This window comes from Sphingomonas sp. ID0503, assembly GCF_048565625.1.
Taxonomy (GTDB): domain Bacteria; phylum Pseudomonadota; class Alphaproteobacteria; order Sphingomonadales; family Sphingomonadaceae; genus JBLZUR01.
Map to the genome: position 1 here is coordinate 1,287,104 of NZ_JBLZUR010000002.1, position 19,192 is coordinate 1,306,295.

At 67.1% G+C, this 19,192-nt stretch carries 21 protein-coding genes; 14 read left to right on the top strand and 7 right to left on the bottom strand.

All coding sequences use genetic code 11. From position 1 onward, the window contains the following. Positions 1 to 80: 80 nt before the first annotated feature. The 9 genes from ACM608_RS07200 (at position 81) to ACM608_RS07240 (ending at position 9,793) form a co-directional block, all read left to right on the top strand. A complete protein-coding gene (locus ACM608_RS07200; protein ID WP_419682564.1) occupies positions 81 to 1,400 on the top strand; it encodes a UDP-glucose dehydrogenase family protein in 1,320 nt (439 codons plus the stop codon). A 56-nt stretch (positions 1,401 to 1,456) separates the two neighbouring features. After that, on the top strand, positions 1,457 to 2,320 hold the full coding sequence (locus ACM608_RS07205; RefSeq protein ID WP_419682565.1) for an ABC transporter permease: 864 nt from the start codon (positions 1,457 to 1,459) through the stop codon (positions 2,318 to 2,320). Positions 2,321 to 2,323: 3 nt separating this feature from the next. Beyond that, on the top strand, positions 2,324 to 2,980 hold the full coding sequence (locus tag ACM608_RS07210; RefSeq protein ID WP_419682566.1) for an ABC transporter ATP-binding protein: 657 nt from the start codon (positions 2,324 to 2,326) through the stop codon (positions 2,978 to 2,980). After that, positions 2,977 to 4,113, top strand: a complete 1,137-nt coding sequence (locus tag ACM608_RS07215; RefSeq protein ID WP_419682567.1) for a hypothetical protein — start codon at positions 2,977 to 2,979, stop codon at positions 4,111 to 4,113. Before ACM608_RS07210 ends, ACM608_RS07215 begins: the two co-directional genes overlap by 4 nt. Next, positions 4,110 to 5,804, top strand: a complete 1,695-nt coding sequence (locus ACM608_RS07220) for a polysaccharide biosynthesis/export family protein (RefSeq protein ID WP_419682568.1) — start codon at positions 4,110 to 4,112, stop codon at positions 5,802 to 5,804. The genes ACM608_RS07215 and ACM608_RS07220 overlap by 4 nt, the downstream gene beginning before the upstream one ends. A gap of 25 nt (positions 5,805 to 5,829) precedes the next feature. Continuing rightward, positions 5,830 to 7,107, top strand: a complete 1,278-nt coding sequence (locus tag ACM608_RS07225) for an MFS transporter (protein ID WP_419682569.1) — start codon at positions 5,830 to 5,832, stop codon at positions 7,105 to 7,107. Positions 7,108 to 7,270: 163 nt separating this feature from the next. Beyond that, on the top strand, positions 7,271 to 7,711 hold the full coding sequence (locus ACM608_RS07230) for an iron-sulfur cluster assembly scaffold protein (protein ID WP_419682570.1): 441 nt from the start codon (positions 7,271 to 7,273) through the stop codon (positions 7,709 to 7,711). Next, positions 7,711 to 9,462, top strand: coding sequence for a cation:proton antiporter (locus tag ACM608_RS07235; RefSeq protein ID WP_419682571.1), 1,752 nt, complete (start codon positions 7,711 to 7,713; stop codon positions 9,460 to 9,462). The genes ACM608_RS07230 and ACM608_RS07235 overlap by 1 nt, the downstream gene beginning before the upstream one ends. A gap of 1 nt (position 9,463) precedes the next feature. After that, positions 9,464 to 9,793: a DUF423 domain-containing protein gene (locus ACM608_RS07240; RefSeq protein ID WP_419682572.1), complete on the top strand. Its 330-nt coding sequence runs from the start codon at positions 9,464 to 9,466 to the stop codon at positions 9,791 to 9,793. 186 nt (positions 9,794 to 9,979) lie between these two features. Here ACM608_RS07240 and ACM608_RS07245 read toward each other — a convergent pair whose 3' ends face one another. The 4 genes from ACM608_RS07245 to ACM608_RS07260 all read right to left on the bottom strand — a co-directional run bounded on the left by ACM608_RS07245 (position 9,980) and on the right by ACM608_RS07260 (position 13,304). Next, positions 9,980 to 10,702 carry a tetratricopeptide repeat protein gene (locus tag ACM608_RS07245; RefSeq protein WP_419682573.1) on the bottom strand — a complete coding sequence of 241 codons (723 nt, stop codon included), beginning with the start codon at positions 10,700 to 10,702 and terminating at the stop codon, positions 9,980 to 9,982. Between the two features lie 43 nt (positions 10,703 to 10,745). After that, positions 10,746 to 11,500 (bottom strand): IS5 family transposase gene (locus ACM608_RS07250; RefSeq protein ID WP_419681188.1). Its coding sequence is split into 2 segments (ribosomal slippage): positions 10,746 to 11,156 and positions 11,159 to 11,500, totalling 753 coding nucleotides; the frame shifts between segments, so codons are not numbered across the junction. Between the two features lie 125 nt (positions 11,501 to 11,625). Continuing rightward, a complete protein-coding gene (gene aroB, locus ACM608_RS07255) occupies positions 11,626 to 12,756 on the bottom strand; it encodes a 3-dehydroquinate synthase (RefSeq protein WP_419682574.1) in 1,131 nt (376 codons plus the stop codon). Beyond that, a complete protein-coding gene (locus tag ACM608_RS07260) occupies positions 12,753 to 13,304 on the bottom strand; it encodes a shikimate kinase (protein WP_419682575.1) in 552 nt (183 codons plus the stop codon). The genes aroB and ACM608_RS07260 overlap by 4 nt, the downstream gene beginning before the upstream one ends. Before the next feature lie 86 nt (positions 13,305 to 13,390). Here ACM608_RS07260 and ACM608_RS07265 point away from each other — a divergent pair, with 86 nt between their 5' ends. From ACM608_RS07265 to ACM608_RS07280, 4 genes are read left to right on the top strand one after another with little or no spacing between them, the layout of a single operon-like run. Continuing rightward, the gene (locus ACM608_RS07265; RefSeq protein WP_419682576.1) at positions 13,391 to 13,528 is read left to right on the top strand and encodes a hypothetical protein; all 138 of its coding nucleotides are present in this window, start codon (positions 13,391 to 13,393) and stop codon (positions 13,526 to 13,528) included. Next, positions 13,512 to 15,290, top strand: a complete 1,779-nt coding sequence (locus tag ACM608_RS07270) for a hypothetical protein (RefSeq protein ID WP_419682577.1) — start codon at positions 13,512 to 13,514, stop codon at positions 15,288 to 15,290. The genes ACM608_RS07265 and ACM608_RS07270 overlap by 17 nt, the downstream gene beginning before the upstream one ends. Next, positions 15,287 to 16,189, top strand: a complete 903-nt coding sequence (locus ACM608_RS07275) for a tyrosine-type recombinase/integrase (protein WP_419682578.1) — start codon at positions 15,287 to 15,289, stop codon at positions 16,187 to 16,189. Before ACM608_RS07270 ends, ACM608_RS07275 begins: the two co-directional genes overlap by 4 nt. A 10-nt stretch (positions 16,190 to 16,199) precedes the next feature. Then, on the top strand, positions 16,200 to 17,141 hold the full coding sequence (locus tag ACM608_RS07280; RefSeq protein ID WP_419682579.1) for an acetyl-CoA carboxylase carboxyltransferase subunit alpha: 942 nt from the start codon (positions 16,200 to 16,202) through the stop codon (positions 17,139 to 17,141). A gap of 144 nt (positions 17,142 to 17,285) precedes the next feature. On the opposite strand, the gene ACM608_RS07285 is transcribed toward ACM608_RS07280, so the two are convergent. Both ACM608_RS07285 and ACM608_RS07290 read right to left on the bottom strand, forming a co-directional pair. Continuing rightward, complete coding sequence (locus ACM608_RS07285) at positions 17,286 to 17,453, bottom strand: Flp family type IVb pilin (RefSeq protein ID WP_419682580.1); 168 nt, start codon at positions 17,451 to 17,453, stop codon at positions 17,286 to 17,288. Positions 17,454 to 17,561: 108 nt separating this feature from the next. Continuing rightward, positions 17,562 to 17,732, bottom strand: a complete 171-nt coding sequence (locus ACM608_RS07290; RefSeq protein ID WP_419682581.1) for a Flp family type IVb pilin — start codon at positions 17,730 to 17,732, stop codon at positions 17,562 to 17,564. A gap of 68 nt (positions 17,733 to 17,800) precedes the next feature. On the opposite strand from ACM608_RS07290, the gene ACM608_RS07295 reads away from it, so the two are divergent. After that, a complete protein-coding gene (locus ACM608_RS07295) occupies positions 17,801 to 18,199 on the top strand; it encodes a (deoxy)nucleoside triphosphate pyrophosphohydrolase (RefSeq protein ID WP_419682582.1) in 399 nt (132 codons plus the stop codon). 125 nt (positions 18,200 to 18,324) lie between these two features. Here ACM608_RS07295 and ACM608_RS07300 read toward each other — a convergent pair whose 3' ends face one another. Then, positions 18,325 to 19,173, bottom strand: coding sequence for a class I SAM-dependent DNA methyltransferase (locus ACM608_RS07300; protein ID WP_419682583.1), 849 nt, complete (start codon positions 19,171 to 19,173; stop codon positions 18,325 to 18,327). Positions 19,174 to 19,192 lie beyond the last annotated feature (19 nt).

Genomic DNA, 19,192 nt, shown 5'->3' on the forward strand with positions numbered 1-19,192 from the left:
CTAAGCCACCTCAACCGGGCTGGTCAGGGCCGGGCGGCTTGTTTAACAGGATGTAACTTCACCCGCGGGGACGATTTCAGATGCGCATCACGATGGTTGGTACGGGCTATGTCGGTCTGGTTTCCGGCGCGTGCTTTTCCGACTTCGGCCACACCGTGACCTGCGTGGACAAGGCGGCACAGAAGATCGAGGCGCTGGAAAACAACATCATGCCGATCTACGAGCCTGGCCTCGCCGAGCTGGTGTCGAGCAACGTGAAGGCCGGCCGCCTGAAGTTCACGACCGATCTGGCGGCGGGGGTGGCGGATGCTGACGCGGTGTTCATCGCGGTGGGCACGCCCTCGCGCCGTGGCGACGGACATGCCGATCTCAGCTACGTCTATGCTGCGACGCGGGAAATCGCGGCGGCGATCAAGGGGCGGACGGTGATCGTCACTAAGTCGACCGTGCCCGTCGGCACCGGCGACGAGGTGGAGCGGATCATCCGCGAGGTGGCACCCGACGCCGAGGCCTATGTCGTTTCCAACCCCGAGTTCCTGCGCGAGGGCGCGGCGATCGACGACTTCAAGCGCCCCGACCGCATCGTCATCGGCACCGACGATCCTGTCGCGCGTGAGGTGATGAGCGAGATTTACCGTCCGCTTTACCTCAACCATTCGCCGATCCTGTTCACCGGCCGTCGCACGTCGGAACTGATCAAATACGCCGCGAATGCGTTCCTCGCGACCAAGATCACCTTCATCAACGAGATCGCCGACCTCTGCGAGGCGGTGGGCGCGGACGTGAAGGACGTTTCGCGCGGCATCGGTCTCGACAATCGCATCGGCACCAAGTTCCTCCATGCGGGTCCCGGCTATGGCGGCTCGTGCTTCCCCAAGGACACGCTTGCTCTCCTCAAGACTGGCGAGGACTCTGACGCGCCGCTGCGCATCGTCGAGTCCGTCGTGCGCGTGAACGACGCCCGCAAGCGCGCGATGGGCCGCAAGGTCCTGAAGATGGTCGAGGGCGACATTCGCGGCAAACGCGTCGGCATCCTCGGTCTGACCTTCAAGCCGAACACCGACGACATGCGCGACGCACCGTCCATCTCCGTGATCCAGGCCTTGCAGGATTGCGGCGCCATCATCCGCGCCTACGATCCCGAGGGCGTCGAGCAGGCGCGCGGTATGGTCAACGACGTCGAGTTCGTCGGCAGCGCCTATGAGGTCGCCGAGGATGCCGAGGCGGTCGTGCTAGTGACCGAATGGGACGAGTTCCGCGCGCTGGACCTGAAGCGGATCAAGGAGTTGATGACCGGCGACGCCCTGATCGACCTCCGCAATGTCTACCCGCCCGCCGAGATCGAGAAGGCCGGCCTGCGTTACGCCGGGATCGGCCGTGGCGCCGTCACAAGCCTTTGATGCGTACCTGCTTTTTCCCGGTTTCACCGGGCGCGGTAAAGGTCTAGAGCGCGCGGATGGCGGGAGGAAGCAAGGATCGGTCGCCAGAGCGATTGCCGCTGATCGATCCGGTAGAGTTCAGCGATTTTCTGAAGAGCGCGCAGGTCATGCTGCGCGTGATCTATGCGGTCGTACTGCGTGAATCACGGACGCGGCATGGCCGTTCCGACCTCGGATACGCATGGGCCATCTTCGATCCATTGATCGAACTCGGCGTTCTGATGCTGGTCTTCATCGCATTGGGCCGGACCTCGCCACTCCCGGTTCCGCTCCCTGTTTTCCTGCTTACGGGCCTTTTGCCCTTCCACTTCTTCAGAGACTGCGTCTCGCGCGGGGCGAGCGCTGCGTCCGCGAATCAGGCTTTGCTGACCTACCCCCAGGTCAAGGTCATGGACATCGTTGTCGGGCGGGTCGTACTTGAGATGATCACGGCCTGCCTAGTCTATGTATGCTTCATGGTCGGCCTGCATTACATAACCGGTGAGTCCTTTTCGAGCTGGTACGACCACCCGACCGAGATGATGTGCGCGTTGCTCGGGATATTTCTGTTTGGCCTGGGGTTCGCGGTATTCAGCTGCAGTCTTGCTCGGCTTAGCCCGGTTTGGACGACGATCTGGCCGTTTCTTTCGCGACCCCTTTGGTTCACTTCAGGCATGTTCTTCGTGCTGGAGCACCTGCCGAACAACGCGCGTGCCTATGCGATATACAATCCGATCGCGCACATGATCGAATGGTGGCGCTCCGCCTCACTGCCCAGTTTCACGAGCACCGTTGGCAGCCCCACCTATGTAATCGCGACAGGGGCGGTGACCTTGTTCATCGGCCTTGGGCTCGACCGCCTGCTGAACCTCGTCGGGCACAGCGACGAACCGGCGTCCTGATCAATGATCGAACTCGTCAATATCGAGAAGAGCTACCGCAAGAAGGCCGGTGGCCGCCGCCAGGTCCTTGACGGGATCAGCGCCACCTTCGAACGCGGCCATAGCTACGGCCTGATCGGCAACAACGGCGCGGGCAAGTCTACGCTTCTCCGCATCATGGGCGGCGCGGAGCGCCCCAATTACGGCGTGATCCGCAAGGACGTGCAGATCTCATGGCCACTGGGGTTCTCGGGCTCGTTCAACGGCTCGCTGTCGGGCCTGGAGAATCTGCGCTTCGTCTGCCGCATCTATGGGGCGGACATTCCGGCAGTGACCGAGTTCGTCCATGACTTCGCCGAACTCGGCAAGAGCATCCTCGAACCGGTGAAGACCTATTCCAGCGGCATGCGGCAGCGTCTCGCCTTCGCGCTCAGCATGGCGATCGATTTCGAGGTCTACCTCGTCGACGAGACACTGGCCGTGGGGGACGCCGCGTTCCAGGCGAAATGCCATCGCGAGTTCGAGGCGCGACGCGCGCATTCCGATGTGCTCTTGACCTCTCACTCGCCGCAGATGCTGGAAGAATATTGCACGCGCGGCGCGGTGCTGCACGAAGGCCGGTTGACGATGTTCGATTCGATCAAGGACGCGCTCGATTACTATCGGGGGATGAACGCATGAACGTGATGATGCATGAGGATCGCGTCGTCCGCGAGGCGCGCCGCAAGGCCGAGCGCGCCCGCCGCATGCGCTTCGTCGGCTGGGGGATCCTGATCCCCACGCTGATGGCCCTGTTCTACTACGCGGTCATCGCGCGCGAGGAATATGTCACGCGCATGAGCTTCACCGTGCAGGGCACCAAGCAGGCGCCGGTAGGGGACGGTCTTGCGGCGCTCGGTATCCCCGCCGCTTCCTCTTCCGGCAGCGACGGCCTGATCGTTTCGGAATTCATCAAATCGACGGAAATGGTGCGGCGCCTCCGCGAGGACTTCGGCCTCGACAAGGCCTATCGCGGCCCGTCGGTCGATCCGGTCGGCTACCTGATCCCGCGTGCGCCCACCGAGATCGCGACGCATTACTGGAACAGCCATGTCAAGGCGACCTTCGAGCCGCTGGCCAACGTCGTTCAGGTCGAGGTGTCGGCCTTCACGCCGCAGGACTCCTACCGTCTCGCCCAGGGCGTGATGGCGGAATCCGAGAAGCTGGTGAATTCTCTCAACAGCAAGGTCCGGGCGGAGAGCGTGAAGTTCGCGCGCCGTGAACTGGGGCAGAAACAGCGCGAGTACGAGGCGATCCGGCAGCGGATGACGCAGACGCGCGCGACCGACCAGACCTCGCTCGATGCCGAGGTCACGCAGCAGATCGAACAGGTCGGCGCTTTCGACAAAAGCATCGCGGAACTGAAGGTCGAACGCGCAGGCGCCCAGGCCACGTTCGTTCCGGGCTCTCCTCAGGTTAGCGGCCTCGATCAGCGGATAGCGGCGCTTGAAGCGCAGCGCGCCCAGCTGATCGCGCGCATGACGCGTGGACCTGGCTACGGAGAGGCGTCTCGTGCGGTCGGCACCCAGGGACTGCAACTCGATTTCGAGTTCGCGCAGAAGGGTTACTACGCCGCGCTCGAAGCCTACCAGCGCGCGCAGACGACGATGGAGGGTGAGCGTCGCTATATCGTGCCGTTCATTCCGCCGCACATTCCCGAAGTCTCCAACTACTGGGATCGCTTCGGCAACGTCGTCGGCGTCGCTCTGGCCTCCGCGCTGCTGATCGGTGTCGGCGCGCTCATCTTCTCCGTGATCAAGGACCATCTGCAATGACGTCAGCCTCGGGGTATTTCCGCAATGGGCTGATTGCGGCCGTTCTGCTCGCGTCGGCGCCCGCCTTCGCGCAGTCGCAGAACAATCTGCAGAACCTCGCCCCCGGCGGGGAGAGCGTGGCCGGGGTCGCGCAAGGTCCCGCCTCGGCGCTGCTCGACGATCAGCGCGGAACCAGCGGCAAGCGCCCGACCCTGCTGCAGGACCAGCGCGCCGGCGTCCGTCCCGCGCCCTTCGGGTCGGAGCTGTTCACGGGCGGCGGCGGTGAAGGCGGCGCCTCGCAGATCGACCCGAACTATGTGCTGCGTCCGGGTGACCAGATCACGGTCAGCACCTTCGGTGCCGTCAACGAGAGCCAGCAGCTCACCGTCGATGCGGCCGGCATGATCGTCGTGCCGAATGTCGGCCCGCTGAAGGTCGAAGGCCTGACCGCCGGCGAGGTCAACGGTGCCATCAGCCGCGCCGCCGGCCGCGTCTACCAGAGCACGGTCAAGGTCTACGCCAGCGCGGTCGCCTCGGCGAAGACCCAGGTCTTCGTGACCGGCCCGGTGCTGAAGCCGGGCGGGCAGCAGGGATCGGGCCTCGATTCGGTCGTCGGCTTCCTGCAGCATGCCGGCGGCATCGATCCCAACCGGGGCAGCTACCGCCACATTCTCCTGCGGCGCGGCGGCCGTACCCTCACCGAAGTCGATCTCTACGACTTCCTCCTCAACGGCGACATCACCGACATCCCGCTGCGCACCAACGACGTGATCGTGGTGGGGCAGCAGGGGCCGGTGGTGTCCGTATCCGGCGACGCCCGCGCGCCTTATACCTTCGAGTTCAAGGGGCAGGGGGGCACCGGTCAGGAACTGCTCCGCTACGCCCGGCCACGACCGGAGGTGACGCATGTCTCCGTGCTCGGCACGCGTGAGGGCAAGCCCTACAACGCTTATCTGACCCGCGCGGAGTTCGCCGCCTTCCGCCTGTTCGACGGCGATCGCGTCGGGTTCGAGGCGGATGCGCCGGCCGACACCTTCGTCGTGCGCATTGAAGGCGCGCAGAACGGCCCGTCCGCCTTCACCGTGCGTCGTGGGGAGACTCTCGGGCCGCTCCTCGCGCGTATCCCGCTCGATCCGCTCGCCGACACGCCGATGATCCATCTGGAGCGGCAGAGCGTCGCCGCCGCGCAGAGGCAGCTTCTGCAGGAGAGCCTCGCCCGTCTCGAAAAGGCGATCTACACCACCTCGTCGAGCACGTCCGCCGTCGCGGCCGCGCGTCAGGCCGATGCGGCGGGGCTGCAGCAGTTCATCAACCGCGCCCGCTCGGTCCAGCCGCGCGGTCTGGTGTCGCTGCCCGAGAATGCCGACCTGAACACGGTCATGCTGGAGCCGGACGACGTGATCGTCATCCCGTACCAGTCGCAGGTGGTGGTCATCGCGGGCGAGGTCGAGCTGCCGCAGACCCTCCTCTGGACGCCTGGCGGCGATGCCAAGGACTATGTCGAGCGGGCCGGTGGCTATGCGCCTCGCGCCAATCGCGGCGATACGCTGGTGATCCATCCGGACGGCAGCACGGCGCGCGGCGGGCCGGTGCGTCAGGGCGACCGCATCCTGGTCCCGCCGAAGCTCTCCGGCCAGTTCCTGGCGGTGGTGCGTGACGTGACCCAGATCATGTCGCAGCTGGCGATCACCGGCCTGGCGCTGTTCCGCTAGGGGACGATCGGAACGGAGGAGCACGGTGACGCAGGGCAATCACCGCCTCCGTTCCATCATCGGCGGCTCGGCCGGCAACCTGGTCGAGTGGTACGACTGGTACGCCTATTCCGCCTTCACCCTCTATTTCGCGCCGCACTTCTTCCCCTCGGGCGATCGCACGGCCGAGCTGCTGAGCGCGGCGGTCGTCTTCGCGGTCGGCTTCGTCATGCGTCCGGTCGGGGCCTGGGTGATGGGCGTCTTCGCCGATCGGCGCGGGCGCAAGGCCGGGCTGACCCTCTCCGTGTCGCTGATGTGCGCGGGATCGATGTTGATCGCCGTCGCTCCAACCTATGAGGTCGCGGGCTGGCTGGCCCCAGCGCTGCTGGTGATCGCGCGGCTGATGCAGGGGCTGTCGGTCGGCGGCGAGTACGGCGCGAGCGCCACCTATCTGTCCGAGATGGCGGGCAAGCGGCATCGCGGCTTCTATTCCAGTTTCCAGTACGTCACCCTGATCGCGGGGCAGTTGGTGGCGCTGATCGTGCTCCTCGTCCTGCAATCGACGATGAGCGAGGCGGCGCTCGACGCCTGGGGCTGGCGTATCCCCTTCGCGATCGGCGGCGTGCTCGCGGTCATCGTCTTCTACATCCGCCGCCGCCTCGCCGAGACGCAGAGCTTCGAGAAGGCGAGGGCGGAGGGGGCACCGCGATCTGGCTTCCTGCAACTGGTGACCAGGCATCCGCGCGAGACGCTGACCGTCATCTTCCTGACCGCCGGCGGCACCGTCGCCTTCTATGCCTATTCGATCTACATGCAGAAGTTCCTGGTCAACACCGCCGGGTTCAGCCGCGAGACCGCGTCCGAGATCAATGCGGTGACCCTCTTCCTCTACATGCTGCTGCAACCGGCGGCGGGTGCCCTTTCGGACCGGATCGGGCGCAAGCCGCTGATGATCGGCTTCGGCATCGGCGGCGTGCTCTTCACCGTGCCGATCTTCACCCTGCTTGGCCGTACGACCGATCCCGTTCTCGCTGGCGTGCTGGTCATGGCCGCCCTGGTGATCGTCAGCGGCTATACCGCGATCAACGCGGTGGTGAAGGCGGAGCTGTTCCCCGCCCACATCCGCGCGCTCGGCGTCGCTCTGCCCTATGCCATCGCCAACACCCTGTTCGGCGGCACGGCGGAGTCAATTGCGCTCCTCTTCAAGCGCTGGGACGTCGAACACTGGTTCTACTGGTACGTGACGGCTCTGATCGCCGTATCGCTGATCGTCTACCTGCGGATGCGCGACACCCGCGAACACAGCCTCATCACCGAAGACTAACCCTCATCCTCCCCATCGCAGATGGGGAGGGGGACCGCCGAAGGCGGTGGAGGGGAAGTCCCGCCCGCCGACACCCCTCCACCACTCGGTCCCCCTCCCCAAGCGAGCTTGGGGAGGATGAAGATACTCGCTCTTTCCGCTCCGTTTCCGTAAAGCGACAGCGATGTCCGCCGCCCTCTACAACGCCGAAATCCTCCGCCTCGCCGCCGGCATTCCCCATCACGAACGTCTCGCCACACCCGGTGCCACGGTGGAGAAGCGGTCGCCGATCTGCGGCAGCCGGGTGACCGTGGACGTTACCGTCGATGAACACGGACGGGTGACCGCGCTCGGTCAGAAGGTGAACGCCTGCGCGCTCGGCCAGGCGTCTGCCGCGCTGATGGGTGCGGAGGCACTCGGCCGCACCCCGGATGAGCTCGCCGCGGCCCGCGACGCACTCACCGCTTTCCTGAACGGAGAGCGGGAGGATCCCGGCGACTGGCCCGGCCTCCACATCTTCGCGCCCGCGCGGCCCCACACCGCCCGCCACGCCTCCATCCGCCTCGCCTTCGAGGCGGTCGCCGAGGCCGCTGCCCTGGCGGCCGCCAAGGCACCGGTGCGCTGATGGAGCAGGGGGGTACGCATCTGCTGCACGACGGCGTCGTCCTGCTGGGGGCGGCGCTCGCCTCGGTGCTCCTCTTCCGCAAGCTCGGCCTCGGTGCCGTCCTCGGCTATCTCGTCGCCGGTGTCGCCATCGGCCCCTATGGCCTCGGCCTCGTCGGCGATGCCGAACAGAAGCTGGGGATCGCCGAACTCGGCATCACGCTCCTCCTTTTCATCGTCGGCCTCGAACTCCATCCCAGCCGGCTCTGGCGGCTGCGCAAGGACATCTTCGGCTTCGGCCTCGCCCAGGTGGTGCTCTGCGGCCTCGCGCTCTGCGTCGTCGTGTTCGCGGCGACACCGCTCACCTGGCCGGCGATCGTCGCACTGGCCCTGCCGCTCGCGCTCTCGTCCACCGCGCAGGTCCTGCCGATGCTGCGCTCCGCCGGCCGCCTCAACACACCCTTTGGGGAACGCGCCTTCTCGATCCTGCTGTTCCAGGATCTCTCGATCGTCCCGCTCATCACGATCATAGCGGCGCTCTCCCGCGCGCCCGCCGATCCGAGCGCGCCTCCGGGCTGGCTGCTCGGCATCTACACCGTGCTCGCGATCGGCGGGCTGGTCCTTGCCGGCCGCTTCATCCTCAACCCGCTCTTCCGGCTGATCGGGCGCTTGGGCGAGCGTGAGATGTTCGTCGTGGCCGGTCTCTTCACCGTCCTCGCCGCCGCGACGGTGATGGAGCTGCTCCATCTCTCCACCGCGCTCGGCGCCTTCGTCGCGGGTGTGATGCTGGCCGACTCGCCCTACCGGCATGAGCTGGAGAGCGATGTCGAGCCGTTCCGCTCGATCCTGCTCGGCCTGTTCTTCCTTGCGGTCGGCATGTTGCTCGACGTCGACGCCATCCTCCATCGCCCGGCGTTGGTGATCGGTGTCGCCGCCGCGCTGATCGCGGTGAAGACCGGCATCATCTTCGCCATCGCCCGGTTGTTCGGAATGAGCTGGCGTCAGGCCTTTTCGCTCGGCCTGCTGCTCAGCCAGGGCGGCGAGTTCGGGTTCGTCCTCTTCGGTCAGGCGCAGGCGGCGCTCCTCATCGCGCCGGAGGCGGCGAGCCTGTTTAGCGCCGTCGTCACCCTGTCGATGGCGACGACGCCGTTCCTGATGGAGATCTCCCGCCGCTTCCGCACCGAACCGGCGAAGAAGCGCGATGATCTCGAAGGGCCGGAGAAGTCGGAGGTCACGCCCATCGTCATCGTCGGCTACGGCCGCTTCGGCCAGACGGTCGCGCAGATGCTGACCGCGAAGAAGATCCCCGTCACCTTGATCGATACCGATCCGGAAATGATCGACATCGCCGGCATGTTCGGTGCCAAGGTCTTCTACGGCGACGGCACCCGCATCGACCTCCTGCGGCACGCGGGGGTGGGGGAGGCGCAGATTCTCGTCTTCTGCCACAATGTCGCGATCACGCCGGACCACCTGCGTGTCATCGCCGAGACCTTCCCCGAGACCAAGATCTTCATGCGCGTCTACGATCGCCGCCAGCTGATCGAGTATGGCGATCTGGAGGTGGCGGGCTCGGTGCGCGAGGTGTTCGAGAGCGCCGTCCGCCTCGCGCGCGACGTCATGGACGAACTCGATATCGAGGCCGAGGAGATCAACCGCGCCGAGGAGGAATACCGAAAGCGCGATGGCGAGCGGCTGGCCAAGCAGCGTTCGGCCGGCGACCTCTATGCCGCGCGCGAGATGATGTTCCGGCCGTCGTCAGGGGAGCAGTGACATGCTGGGTGTGATCGCAGCCCTGTCCGGCGCGGTGGCGGTGATCGCCGGAGCCTTCGGTGCCCATGCCGCCAAGGGTGATGCGGTCGAATGGCTCAAGACTGGCGGCCACTACCAGCTGATCCACGCCGTCGCCGCGATCCTCGCGCTCACCGTCGTGCGCGGCAACCTCGCCGCCGCCCTGTTCATCGCCGGCGGCTGGGTGTTCGGCGGATCGCTCTACCTGATGGCAGCGGGCGCCCCCCGCTGGTTCGGCGCGATAACCCCGCTCGGCGGCCTCCTCCTGATCGCCGGCTGGCTGGCGTTGGGGTGGACGTTCCTGCGACGATAAGCCGTCAAGCTTGACGGCAGCGAAAGCAATCGCGGCACGACCAGGCCGCGGCTGCACTGCATTGGCTTTGTGCATCGCCGAGGCGCGAGGTTTTCTGCCTTTTCTTGAACAATGCAGAAATTGTGAGTTTCGCATCACGAACGCGAAAGCAGACGGGCTTAAAATAATCCATTTTTAGAGAAGCAGTTATTTACCTGCGGTCGACTCGACCAAGGCCTGCGCCGCGCGTTGCCCGGAAAGTGCTTTAAGGGTTAGCTCCGTTGGCACGGGACGGTAGCTTCGGACGATTTTAGCAGCTCGCCTCTTATCGCCGTTTGAAAGGTGCTCTACAAAGTCCTTGAGCCAAGCTGTCTGCTTGTCGTTAGGTTCTGAACGGACAAGAAAGAGTTGGAAGTAAGCCGCCGTCTTCGCAGCGTCAGGTTTCACACCGGCCGCTCCGTTGTACACGGAGGCAAGCGTCATCAAACCGCCCGACCAACCCTGTGCCGCTGACTTTTCCAGCCAAGCGAGTCCGGTAGGTACGTCTCCGCTTTGGGCATACAAAACCCCGACATCATGCTGTGCAAGTGCATAGCCAGCCTCCGCCGCAACTAGCTTGTACTTCAAGGCCAATGCTGCATCAGACTCTATTACTCCATCGCCCTGCCCGTCGTAGTAGCAGCCCAGCTTATAGGAGCCCAGCGGATCGCCTAAGCCTGCCGCCTTACGGAAGGCATCAAGCGCTTTCGCATGGTCTTCTGTGACGCCTGATCCCGTCTGATATGCCATGCCAAGTTGGTAAATGGCTTCCGCGTTGCCGGATTTTGAAAGCCGTTCGAGGGAAGGGATCAACGTTGTGGTTTGAGCATTCCCGCAGCCCGCCCCCGTCACCAAAGCTGCGGCAGCAATCATCTTAATGACCGGTCGCATGCTGACTCTCCAATTGCAGGCTGAACTTACCTAGGGTCCGGACTCACAACCACCAGATGACGGTGGCGGCGAGGGCGATAGCGCTCATGAAGTTCTTGATGTTGCGATCGAAGCGGGTGGCGAGCCGCCTCCAGTCCTTGAGGCGGCAGAACATGCGCTCGATGACGTTGCGCTGTTTGTAGATGGTGCGGTCGTAGTCGTACTGGACCTTGCGGTTGCAGCGCGGCGGGATGACGGCCTGGGTGCCGCGCTGGTCGAGCCACTCGCGCAACTCCTGACTGTCATAGCCCTTGTCGGCGACGAGTTCGACGGATGGGGGCAGCGCCGCGATGCAGGTCTTGGCGACCTTGCAGTCGTGGACGTTGCCGGGCGTCAGCAGGAGGACGTGAGGGCGGCCCTTGGCGTCGCAGACGGCATGGACCTTGGTGTTCCGGCCGCCTTTGGTGCGGCCGATACCATGGGCCAAGGCCCCCCTTTTCCACCGCCTGCGCAGCGGTGGACCTTGATGCAGCTGCTATCGATGAACAGCCGGTCCGGCGCGTCGTCGGCGCCTGCCAGCGCGCTGAAAATCCCCTCCCAGATGCCGCGCTCGGACCAGCGCACGAAGCGATTGTAGAGCGTCTTCTTTGGCCCGTACACGTCCGAGCAGTCCACCCAGCGACCGCCGCAGCGGAGCGCATGCACGATCCCGCTCAGCACCCGGCGATCATCCACACGTGCCTTGCCGCGAACGTCCGTCGGCAGCAGTGGTGCGATCCGCTCCCACTGCGCATCGGAAAACCAGAAGAAATCAGCCATTCCACCGCCTCCACACCAACGCAGTGAATCACGATCCAAGCGGTAGCAAAAGCCGTTATTGGGTCCGGACCCTAATCATTCGTTGGTCGCAACTTTCCGGTGCTGTAAAACTTTTAAGATTCGCATTAAAGGTGGCCAAGGGTAGAACCCCTTCGGACTCGCTCCCCATCTAGGAAAGCCGCCACCTCAGCCAAATCCACATCCTTCGCCAGGAACGTTCGCCCGATCCCGCGCGCCAGCAGGAACGGCAGCCGCCCGCCCTCCATCTTCTTGTCGTGCATCATATGCGCGACCAGGGTCTCCCCATCGGCAGTAACATGTGCCTCGGCCGCGCTCGCCGGGAGGCCGGCGGAGCGCAGATGCGCCGCCACCCGCGCGGCGTCTTCCGCCGGGCACAGCCCCTGCGCGGCCGAGAAACGGAACGCCAGCGCCATTCCCGCCGCGACCGCCTCGCCGTGGAGCAGCCGGTCGGAAAACCCGGTCTCCGCCTCCAGCGCATGGCCGAAGGTGTGGCCGAGGTTGAGGAGCGCGCGGGTGCCGGTCGTCTCCCGCTCGTCCGCCGCCACGATCGCCGCCTTAGCCCGCACGCTGCGCTCGATCGCGGTCGTTCGTGCCTCCGCATCGCCCGCAAGCAGGGCAGGGCCGTTCGCCTCGCACCAGGCGAAGAAATCCGGATCGTCGATTAGCCCGTACTTCACGACCTCGGCATAACCCGCCGCCGCCTCGCGCGCGGGCAGGGTGTCGAGCGTCGTGGGATCGATCAGCACATGCACCGGCTGGTGGAACGCCCCGATCAGGTTCTTGCCCGCCCGCGCGTTGATCGCCGTCTTGCCGCCGACCGAGCTGTCCACCTGCGCCAGCAAGGTGGTCGGCACCTGCACGAAGCCGCATCCGCGCTTCACGATCGACGCCGCGAAGCCGACGAGGTCGCCGATCACCCCGCCGCCGAGCGCCACGACGTTGTCGGACCGCTCGACCCCGCGCTCCAGCAGCCCGTCGGTCAGCCGCTCCAGCACCGCCCAGCTTTTCGTCCCTTCGCCCGGCGGCAGGACGATCGCATCATGCGCGATCCCGCCCCGGTCGAGCGCCGCCTGTAGGCGCGGCAGCTGCGTCGCCGCGAGGTTCTCGTCCGTCACGATCACGAAGCGGCCTCGCCGCGCAAACCGGCCGATCAGCGCGTCGGCCCGGTCCAGCCCCCCGGCCACGATGTTGATATCGTAGCTGCGATCGGCCAGCGACACGGATACGCTCGTCACCTCGATAACTCCCGGATAATCGCTTCCACCGTCGCCTCATGCGGCTGCGCGACGCTCGCCACACGGATCGGCGCCAGCGCGTAGACCGGGTTCCTGACTGCCGCCAGCTCCGCCAGCACCACCTTCGGATCGCGCCCCTGCAGCAACGGCCGCCCCTCGCGCCGCCCGACCCGGTCGCACAGAACGTCGATATCGGCATCCAGCCAGACCGTCGTCGCGCGTTCGAGGAGGAGGGCGCGCGTCTCCTCATGCATGAACGCCCCGCCGCCCGTCGCCACCACCTTGCGCTCCCCGTCGATCAGCCGCGCGATCACCCGCCGCTCGCCATCACGGAAATGCGCCTCGCCAAAGCGCGCGAAGATCTCCGGGATCGTCAGCCCCGCCGCCCGCTCGATCTCATGATCGGCATCGACGAAGGGCAGGTGCAGCCGCGTCGCCAGCCGCTTGCCCACCGTCGACTTGCCCGCGCCCATCAGGCCGACGAGCACGATCGGCCGGCCCGATCGGGCGGCGCGCGCGTCGGTCCGGCTGGCGCTGTTCTGCTGCATCGGCGCGGGGCTATACACAGCCCCCCGCATTCGGGCAAAAGCCCGCGCGACGCCGACATCGTTCAAGGCAGTAGAAGGGTATTCATGTGTCACGGCCGCTGGTCATCCTGATCGTCATCGTGGTTGCGGTGGTCGCCGCCCTGGTCGCCCTGTCGACGCTGGATACCGAGGTTCCGTTGACGCCGGTCGAAAAGCCGATCGAGAACGGTGCCCTTGCGCAATAAGGGCTGGGCCGCCGGCCTCGTACTGGCGCTGCTCGGCGGTGGGATCGCGGTGGCGCAGAGCGCGCCGGAATCGCTGCTGCCCCCCGGTTTCGGCAACACCCCCGCTGCACCAGCGCCGGTTCAGCCGGCGGGGCCCGCTCCCACGCCGCTGCTGCCCCCCGCCTCGACGCCCGACCCTCTCGCCGCGTTCGATACGGGCGAGGACAATTCCGTAGTTGCCGAGGAGGACCCGGCCGAACTGGCGGAGAAGGAACTGCCCTCCTTCGCCCGGCGCGACGTTTCGACGGTCGGCTTCCTGACCCCGGATCAGGGCGGTTATGCCGAGGGCGCCTTCGGCACCACCGACGGCCGCTATCTCGCGACCTTGCTCCACCGCCTGAACGCGCCGCTCCCCTCACGCTGGGGCAGCATCCTCCTCCGCCGCGCCCTGACTTCCCGCGTGGGCGCGCCCGCAGGCGTCCCTGCCGCCGACTGGGTAGCCGAGCGTGCCTGGACGCTGCTGCGCATGGGCGAGGCGGATGCCGCGCGAATGCTGGTTCAGGGTGTCGACGGCGATCGCTATTCCCCCTGGCTCGTCTCCGTCGCCAAGCAGACCGCGCTCGCCACCGGAGATCCGTCGGCGCTCTGCCCGATCGCGCAGGCGGGCCTCTCCGCCGCACCCAAGGACAAGAGCTGGCGACTGGTGCAGGCGATCTGCGCGGCTTTGTCCGGCGAGGGCGGCACCGCCACCGCGATGATCGAGCGGGTGCGCCAGGGCTCCGGGCGCGACATCGATCTGCTGCTGGCCGAAAAGGTTGCCGGAGCCGGCATCGGTGGCCGCCGCTCGATCTCGATCGACTGGGCGGGCGTCGACCGGCTGACCGCCTGGCGCTTCGGCCTCGCCAACGCGACCGGCGTCGCGATCCCCGCCGATCTCTACCCCACGGCCGGGGGGCAGGTCCGCGCCTGGGCCGCGCGCGCGCCGATGATGACGGTGCGGCAGCGCATCCCCTTCGCCCGCACCGCCGCCGCTCTCGGCGTCTTCTCCAACGCCGCTCTGGTCGATCTCTACGCCAACGATGCGGCCGAGACCGACGCGATGGATATCGAGGGCAGCACCGCGCAGACCCTGCGCCAGGCCTATGTCGCCGCCGACGCTGGCGACCGCCTCACCGCGATCAAGGCGATCTGGGCCAAGGCATCCAGCCCGCAGGACCGCTACGCCGCCGCGATCCTCACCGCCCGCGCCGCCGCTCGCATCGCGCCGAGCGAAGACCATGACGATGACGCCGCCGCGCTGATCGCCGCCATGTTCTCCGCAGGCCTCGACATCCCCGCCGCGCGTTGGGCTTCCGTCGTCACCGCCTCCGGCGACGATGCCGCCTGGGCGCTGCTCGCCGTCGGCGCGGAGCGTCCGGTGGTGGACAGCAGCACGGGCCGGGTCGAGGATTATGTCGACAATGCCGGCGACGAGGGTCGCCATCGTGCCGCCCTTCTGGTCGCCGCACTCGCCGGCCTCGGCCGCTTGCCCGTCGCGGAGGTGCAGCGCTTTGACACAATCGGCCCGATCGTCGCCAGGAACCGCTGGACCGACGCGATCGACCTCGCCGCCGCGCGCGGCCAGCCGGGCACCGTCGCGATCCTCGCCGCCACCGGCCTGCAGGGGCGCAGTTGGGCGAGCATCCCGGCCGGCCATCTCTACCACATCGTTGCCGCCTTGCGCCGCACCGGGCAGGAGGGCGCCGCCCGGATGATCGCGGCGGAGGCGGTCGCCCGGTCATGACCGGCGGAGAGGATGGCGCGCTGATCGGCCGCTTCCTCGAAATGCTGTCCTCAGAGGCGGGGGCCGCGCGCAACACGCTCCTTGCCTACCGCACCGATCTGGAGGGCGCGTCGGCGTTGCTCGACGGTCGCCTCGGCGAGGCCGACGAGGACGCGCTCCGCAAGGTCGGCGATGCCTGGGGGGCGCTCGCCACCAGCACGGCCGCGCGCAAGTCCGCCGCCCTCCGCCGCTTCTTCGGCTTCCTGGTGGAGGAGGGGTTCCGCCCCGACGATCCCTCATCCGCGCTGCCGCGCCCCGGCGTCCGCCGACCGCTGCCCAAGGTCCTCGATCACGCGCAGGTGGACAGCCTCTTCGCAGTCGCCGAGGCGAACGCCCGCGATCGCGGCACCCTCAACGACGTCCGCCTGCTCGCGCTCCTCGAACTCCTCTACGGCTCCGGCCTCCGCGCCACCGAACTCGTCTCGCTCCCCCGCCGCGCCTTCAGGGGCGAGGAGCCGTTCCTGATCCTGCGCGGCAAGGGCGGGCGCGAACGGCTCGTCCCCATCTCCGGTCGTGCCCGCGCCGCCGTCATGGCTTGGGGCAAGTTCGTGCCCGAGGACTCACTCTGGCTCTTCCCCTCGGGCAAGTCGCATCTCAGCCGCGTCCGCCTCCACCAGATGATCGTGGCGCTCGGCGCGGAAGCGGGCATTCCGCCCGGCCGCCTCAGCCCGCACGTCCTCCGCCACGCCTTCGCAACGCATCTGCTGGAGGGCGGGGCGGACCTCCGCGCGCTGCAGTCGATGCTCGGCCATGCCGACATCGCCACGACGCAGATCTACACCCATGTCGATACTGCGCGGCTGGTCGATCTGGTCAACGCCAGCCATCCCCTCGTTGACGCGAAGCCGGACCGCCCGTAACCCGCCGCCCATGACGACTTACCTCGACTTCGAGAAGCCGATCGCCGAGCTTGAGACCCGCATCGCCGAACTGCGCGAGACTGCCGACGCCGGCACCGTCGACATCGCCAGCGAGATCGCCAAGCTCGACGCCAAGGCGAAGAAGCTCCTCCGCGACACCTATGGCAAGCTCACCCCCTGGCAGAAGACGCAGGTCGCCCGCCATCCGCAGCGGCCGCATCTGAAGGATTATATCGCCGGCTTCGTCAGCGACTTCGTGCCGCTGGCCGGGGACCGCGCCTTTGCCGACGACAAGGCGATCATCGGTGGCCTCGGCCGGATCGACGGCCGTCGCGTGATGGTGATCGGCCATGAAAAGGGCGACGACACCGCAAGCCGCCTCCGCCACAATTTCGGCATGGCCAAACCCGAGGGTTACAGGAAGGCGATCCGCCTGATCGAACTTGCCGACCGCTTCGGCCTGCCCGTGGTGACTCTGGTCGATACCTCCGGCGCGTTCCCCGGCGTGCAGGCGGAGGAGCGCGGGCAGGCGGAGGCCATCGCCCGCTCCACCGAGGCGTGCCTTGCCGCCGGCGTTCCGGTGGTCGCCGCGATCGTTGGGGAAGGGGGCTCGGGCGGGGCCGTGGCGCTCGCCGCCGCCAACCGCGTGCTGATGTTCGAACACGCCGTCTATTCGGTGATCTCGCCCGAAGGCTGCGCCTCGATCCTCTGGCGCACGGCGGAGAAGGCGGCGGACGCGGCCGAGGCGATGAAGGTCACCGCGCAGGATCTGGCCAGGCTCGGCATCATCGACCGCATCGTCGAGGAGCCCTTGGGCGGCGCCCACCGCGCCCCCGCCCAGGCGATCGCCGCCCTGGGCGAGGCGCTTGGCGAGGAGATCGACGCGCTCGCCACCAAATCCGCCGCCACCCTCCGCGCCGAACGCCGCGCCAAGTTCCTGGCCGCCGCCTAGAAGATCCTCCCCCGCAAGGGGGAGGTTGCGCCGAAGGCGACGGAGGGGGAGGACGGAGACCTGCTTGAGTCTCGCCGCCCAAACAGCAAAAAGGCGACGGAATCGCTCCCGCCGCCCTCTATTTAGCCGCTAAGCTCGGTAAGCTTAGGCGTTGTTCAGCTGGTCAGACACGTTGGAGAACGTGCCGGAAACCGAGCCGCCGATGCCCTGCATGCCGGCGATCGCGGCAACCGCGATCAGAGCCGCGATCAGGCCGTATTCGATGGCCGTCGCGCCCTTGTCGTTCTTCATGATCTTGCGAAAAATCTTCATGGCCGATCTCCTTGAAAGCAAACTCGTGCAACCCTGCCGCCGCCACGGCACCGTGGGTCGACATCACCTTCCTACGTTGTGGGAGTTGCAAAATGCTTAACGGCGAAATCAGGAGGCGCGGGTCGCTTCGGCCACGGTGTTATAAATATCGACGACTTGATCACCGAAGGTTCCGAGGCCGAGTATGAAGATCGAGCACATCAGGCTCACGATCAGGCCGTATTCGACCAGCGTAACGCCTTTCTCGTCGACGCGCAGGTTCCGAACAAATCTTTCCACCTCGGTAACCCTTCGCCACAATCTGCAGTCAACACTCGCACTAGTCTTGTATGGTTAAGGAAGCGTATATGCAGCTGATCCTGGTAAGCGCCGTGGCGATCGTCGATGCGGACGGCCGCGTGCTGGTGCAGCGGCGCCCGGAAGGGAAGCCGATGGCCGGCCTCTGGGAGTTCCCCGGCGGCAAGGTGGAGGGCGGCGAGACGCCCGAGGCCGCGCTGATCCGCGAGCTCCGCGAGGAGTTGGCGATCGAGGTCGATCCAGCCTGCCTCGCCCCCGCGACCTTCGCCAGCGAAGCGCTCGGCGAGCGCCACCTCCTGCTCCTCCTCTACGTCTGTCGCAAATGGCGCGGCACCCCCCAACCCCTCGCCGCCAGCGCCCTCGACTGGGTGAGGCCCGTGGCGTTGCACGCCCTAGACATGCCCCCGGCGGACAAGCCGCTGATCGGCCTGCTCGAAGCGCTCCTCTAAAATCCTCCCCATCAAAGATGGGGAGGGGACCAGCGAAGCTGGTGGAGGGGCGGCGGTGCAACCGCCGTCTTCGCGGCGGCCCCTCCACCATGCTTCGCATGGTCCCCCAGCTTCGCTAGAGAGGATCAGGGCTTGGCCTTCAACGCCTCCGCAAGCGACACCGTCGCACTCCCCCGCCGTGCCGGCTTCGGCTGCGACTCGGCCGGCGCCCAGCCGGTCAGCACCGCGATCTCGAACCGCTCCGTCACGCGCCCGTCCGGATCGGCCTGCGCCACGAACGCCTCCACCGCCGCCATCAAAGGCCGCCGGCTCAGCGCCTGCCGCCCGGGCAGCAGGTTCGTCGCCGCCATCGCCCGCAGATCCTCGACCAGCCGGAACAGCGATCCATAACGCAGGTTCAGCGTGAACCCGTCCGCCACGGGCATCGCGAACCCCGCGCGCCCGAGCAGGTCGGCCCCCGCCTGCAACGGGATCTGCGGATGGATCCGCGCCACCGCGCGCCCCTCCGCCATGTCCGCCGCCAGGAACGCCTCGCGTAGCCGCGGCGCGCTCCCGCCCGCGCAGAACCCGGCCAGGAACAGCCCGTCCGGCCGCAACAGCCGCCGCGCCTGGATCAGCGCACCCGGCAGGTCGTTGACCTGATCCAGCACGTTCGCCGACACGATCAGGTCGAAGCTGCCGGGATCGAAGGGCAGCCGATCCTCCTCCGCCTGCACCCCGCCCGCCCGCGACGCAAACACCGCCCCGGCATCGGCATAGGTCACCCGCCGCCCCGGAGCCTCTAGCGCCCGCCCCAGCGAACCGTCGCCACAGCCGAGGTCCAGCACGTCGGTAAACGTCCGCTGCACCCCCGCCAACCGGTCGATCAGATCCTCCGCGATCGCCTGCCGCAGGATGTCCTCGCCCTGCCCACGCGCCGCGCGGTCGCGGCGGAGCGCGCGCGCCTGTCGATCGAAGACTTCCGGACCGGTCACACGGGCGCTTGTGCGCGCG

Bases quoted from the DNA above. Each gene is read 5' to 3' on its own strand.
- ACM608_RS07230 (WP_419682570.1), top strand. From the start codon at position 7,271: ATGTCCGCCGCCCTCTACAACGCCGAAATCCTCCGCCTCGCCGCCGGC.
- ACM608_RS07220 (WP_419682568.1), top strand. From the start codon at position 4,110: ATGACGTCAGCCTCGGGGTATTTCCGCAATGGGCTGATTGCGGCCGTT.
- ACM608_RS07295 (WP_419682582.1), top strand. From the start codon at position 17,801: ATGCAGCTGATCCTGGTAAGCGCCGTGGCGATCGTCGATGCGGACGGC.
- ACM608_RS07210 (WP_419682566.1), top strand. From the start codon at position 2,324: ATGATCGAACTCGTCAATATCGAGAAGAGCTACCGCAAGAAGGCCGGT.
- ACM608_RS07280 (WP_419682579.1), top strand. From the start codon at position 16,200: ATGACGACTTACCTCGACTTCGAGAAGCCGATCGCCGAGCTTGAGACC.
- ACM608_RS07285 (WP_419682580.1), bottom strand. From the start codon at position 17,453: ATGAAGATTTTTCGCAAGATCATGAAGAACGACAAGGGCGCGACGGCC.
- ACM608_RS07200 (WP_419682564.1), top strand. From the start codon at position 81: ATGCGCATCACGATGGTTGGTACGGGCTATGTCGGTCTGGTTTCCGGC.
- ACM608_RS07245 (WP_419682573.1), bottom strand. From the start codon at position 10,702: ATGCGACCGGTCATTAAGATGATTGCTGCCGCAGCTTTGGTGACGGGG.
- ACM608_RS07235 (WP_419682571.1), top strand. From the start codon at position 7,711: ATGGAGCAGGGGGGTACGCATCTGCTGCACGACGGCGTCGTCCTGCTG.
- ACM608_RS07240 (WP_419682572.1), top strand. From the start codon at position 9,464: ATGCTGGGTGTGATCGCAGCCCTGTCCGGCGCGGTGGCGGTGATCGCC.
- ACM608_RS07215 (WP_419682567.1), top strand. From the start codon at position 2,977: ATGAACGTGATGATGCATGAGGATCGCGTCGTCCGCGAGGCGCGCCGC.
- ACM608_RS07205 (WP_419682565.1), top strand. From the start codon at position 1,457: ATGGCGGGAGGAAGCAAGGATCGGTCGCCAGAGCGATTGCCGCTGATC.
- ACM608_RS07275 (WP_419682578.1), top strand. From the start codon at position 15,287: ATGACCGGCGGAGAGGATGGCGCGCTGATCGGCCGCTTCCTCGAAATG.
- ACM608_RS07260 (WP_419682575.1), bottom strand. From the start codon at position 13,304: ATGCAGCAGAACAGCGCCAGCCGGACCGACGCGCGCGCCGCCCGATCG.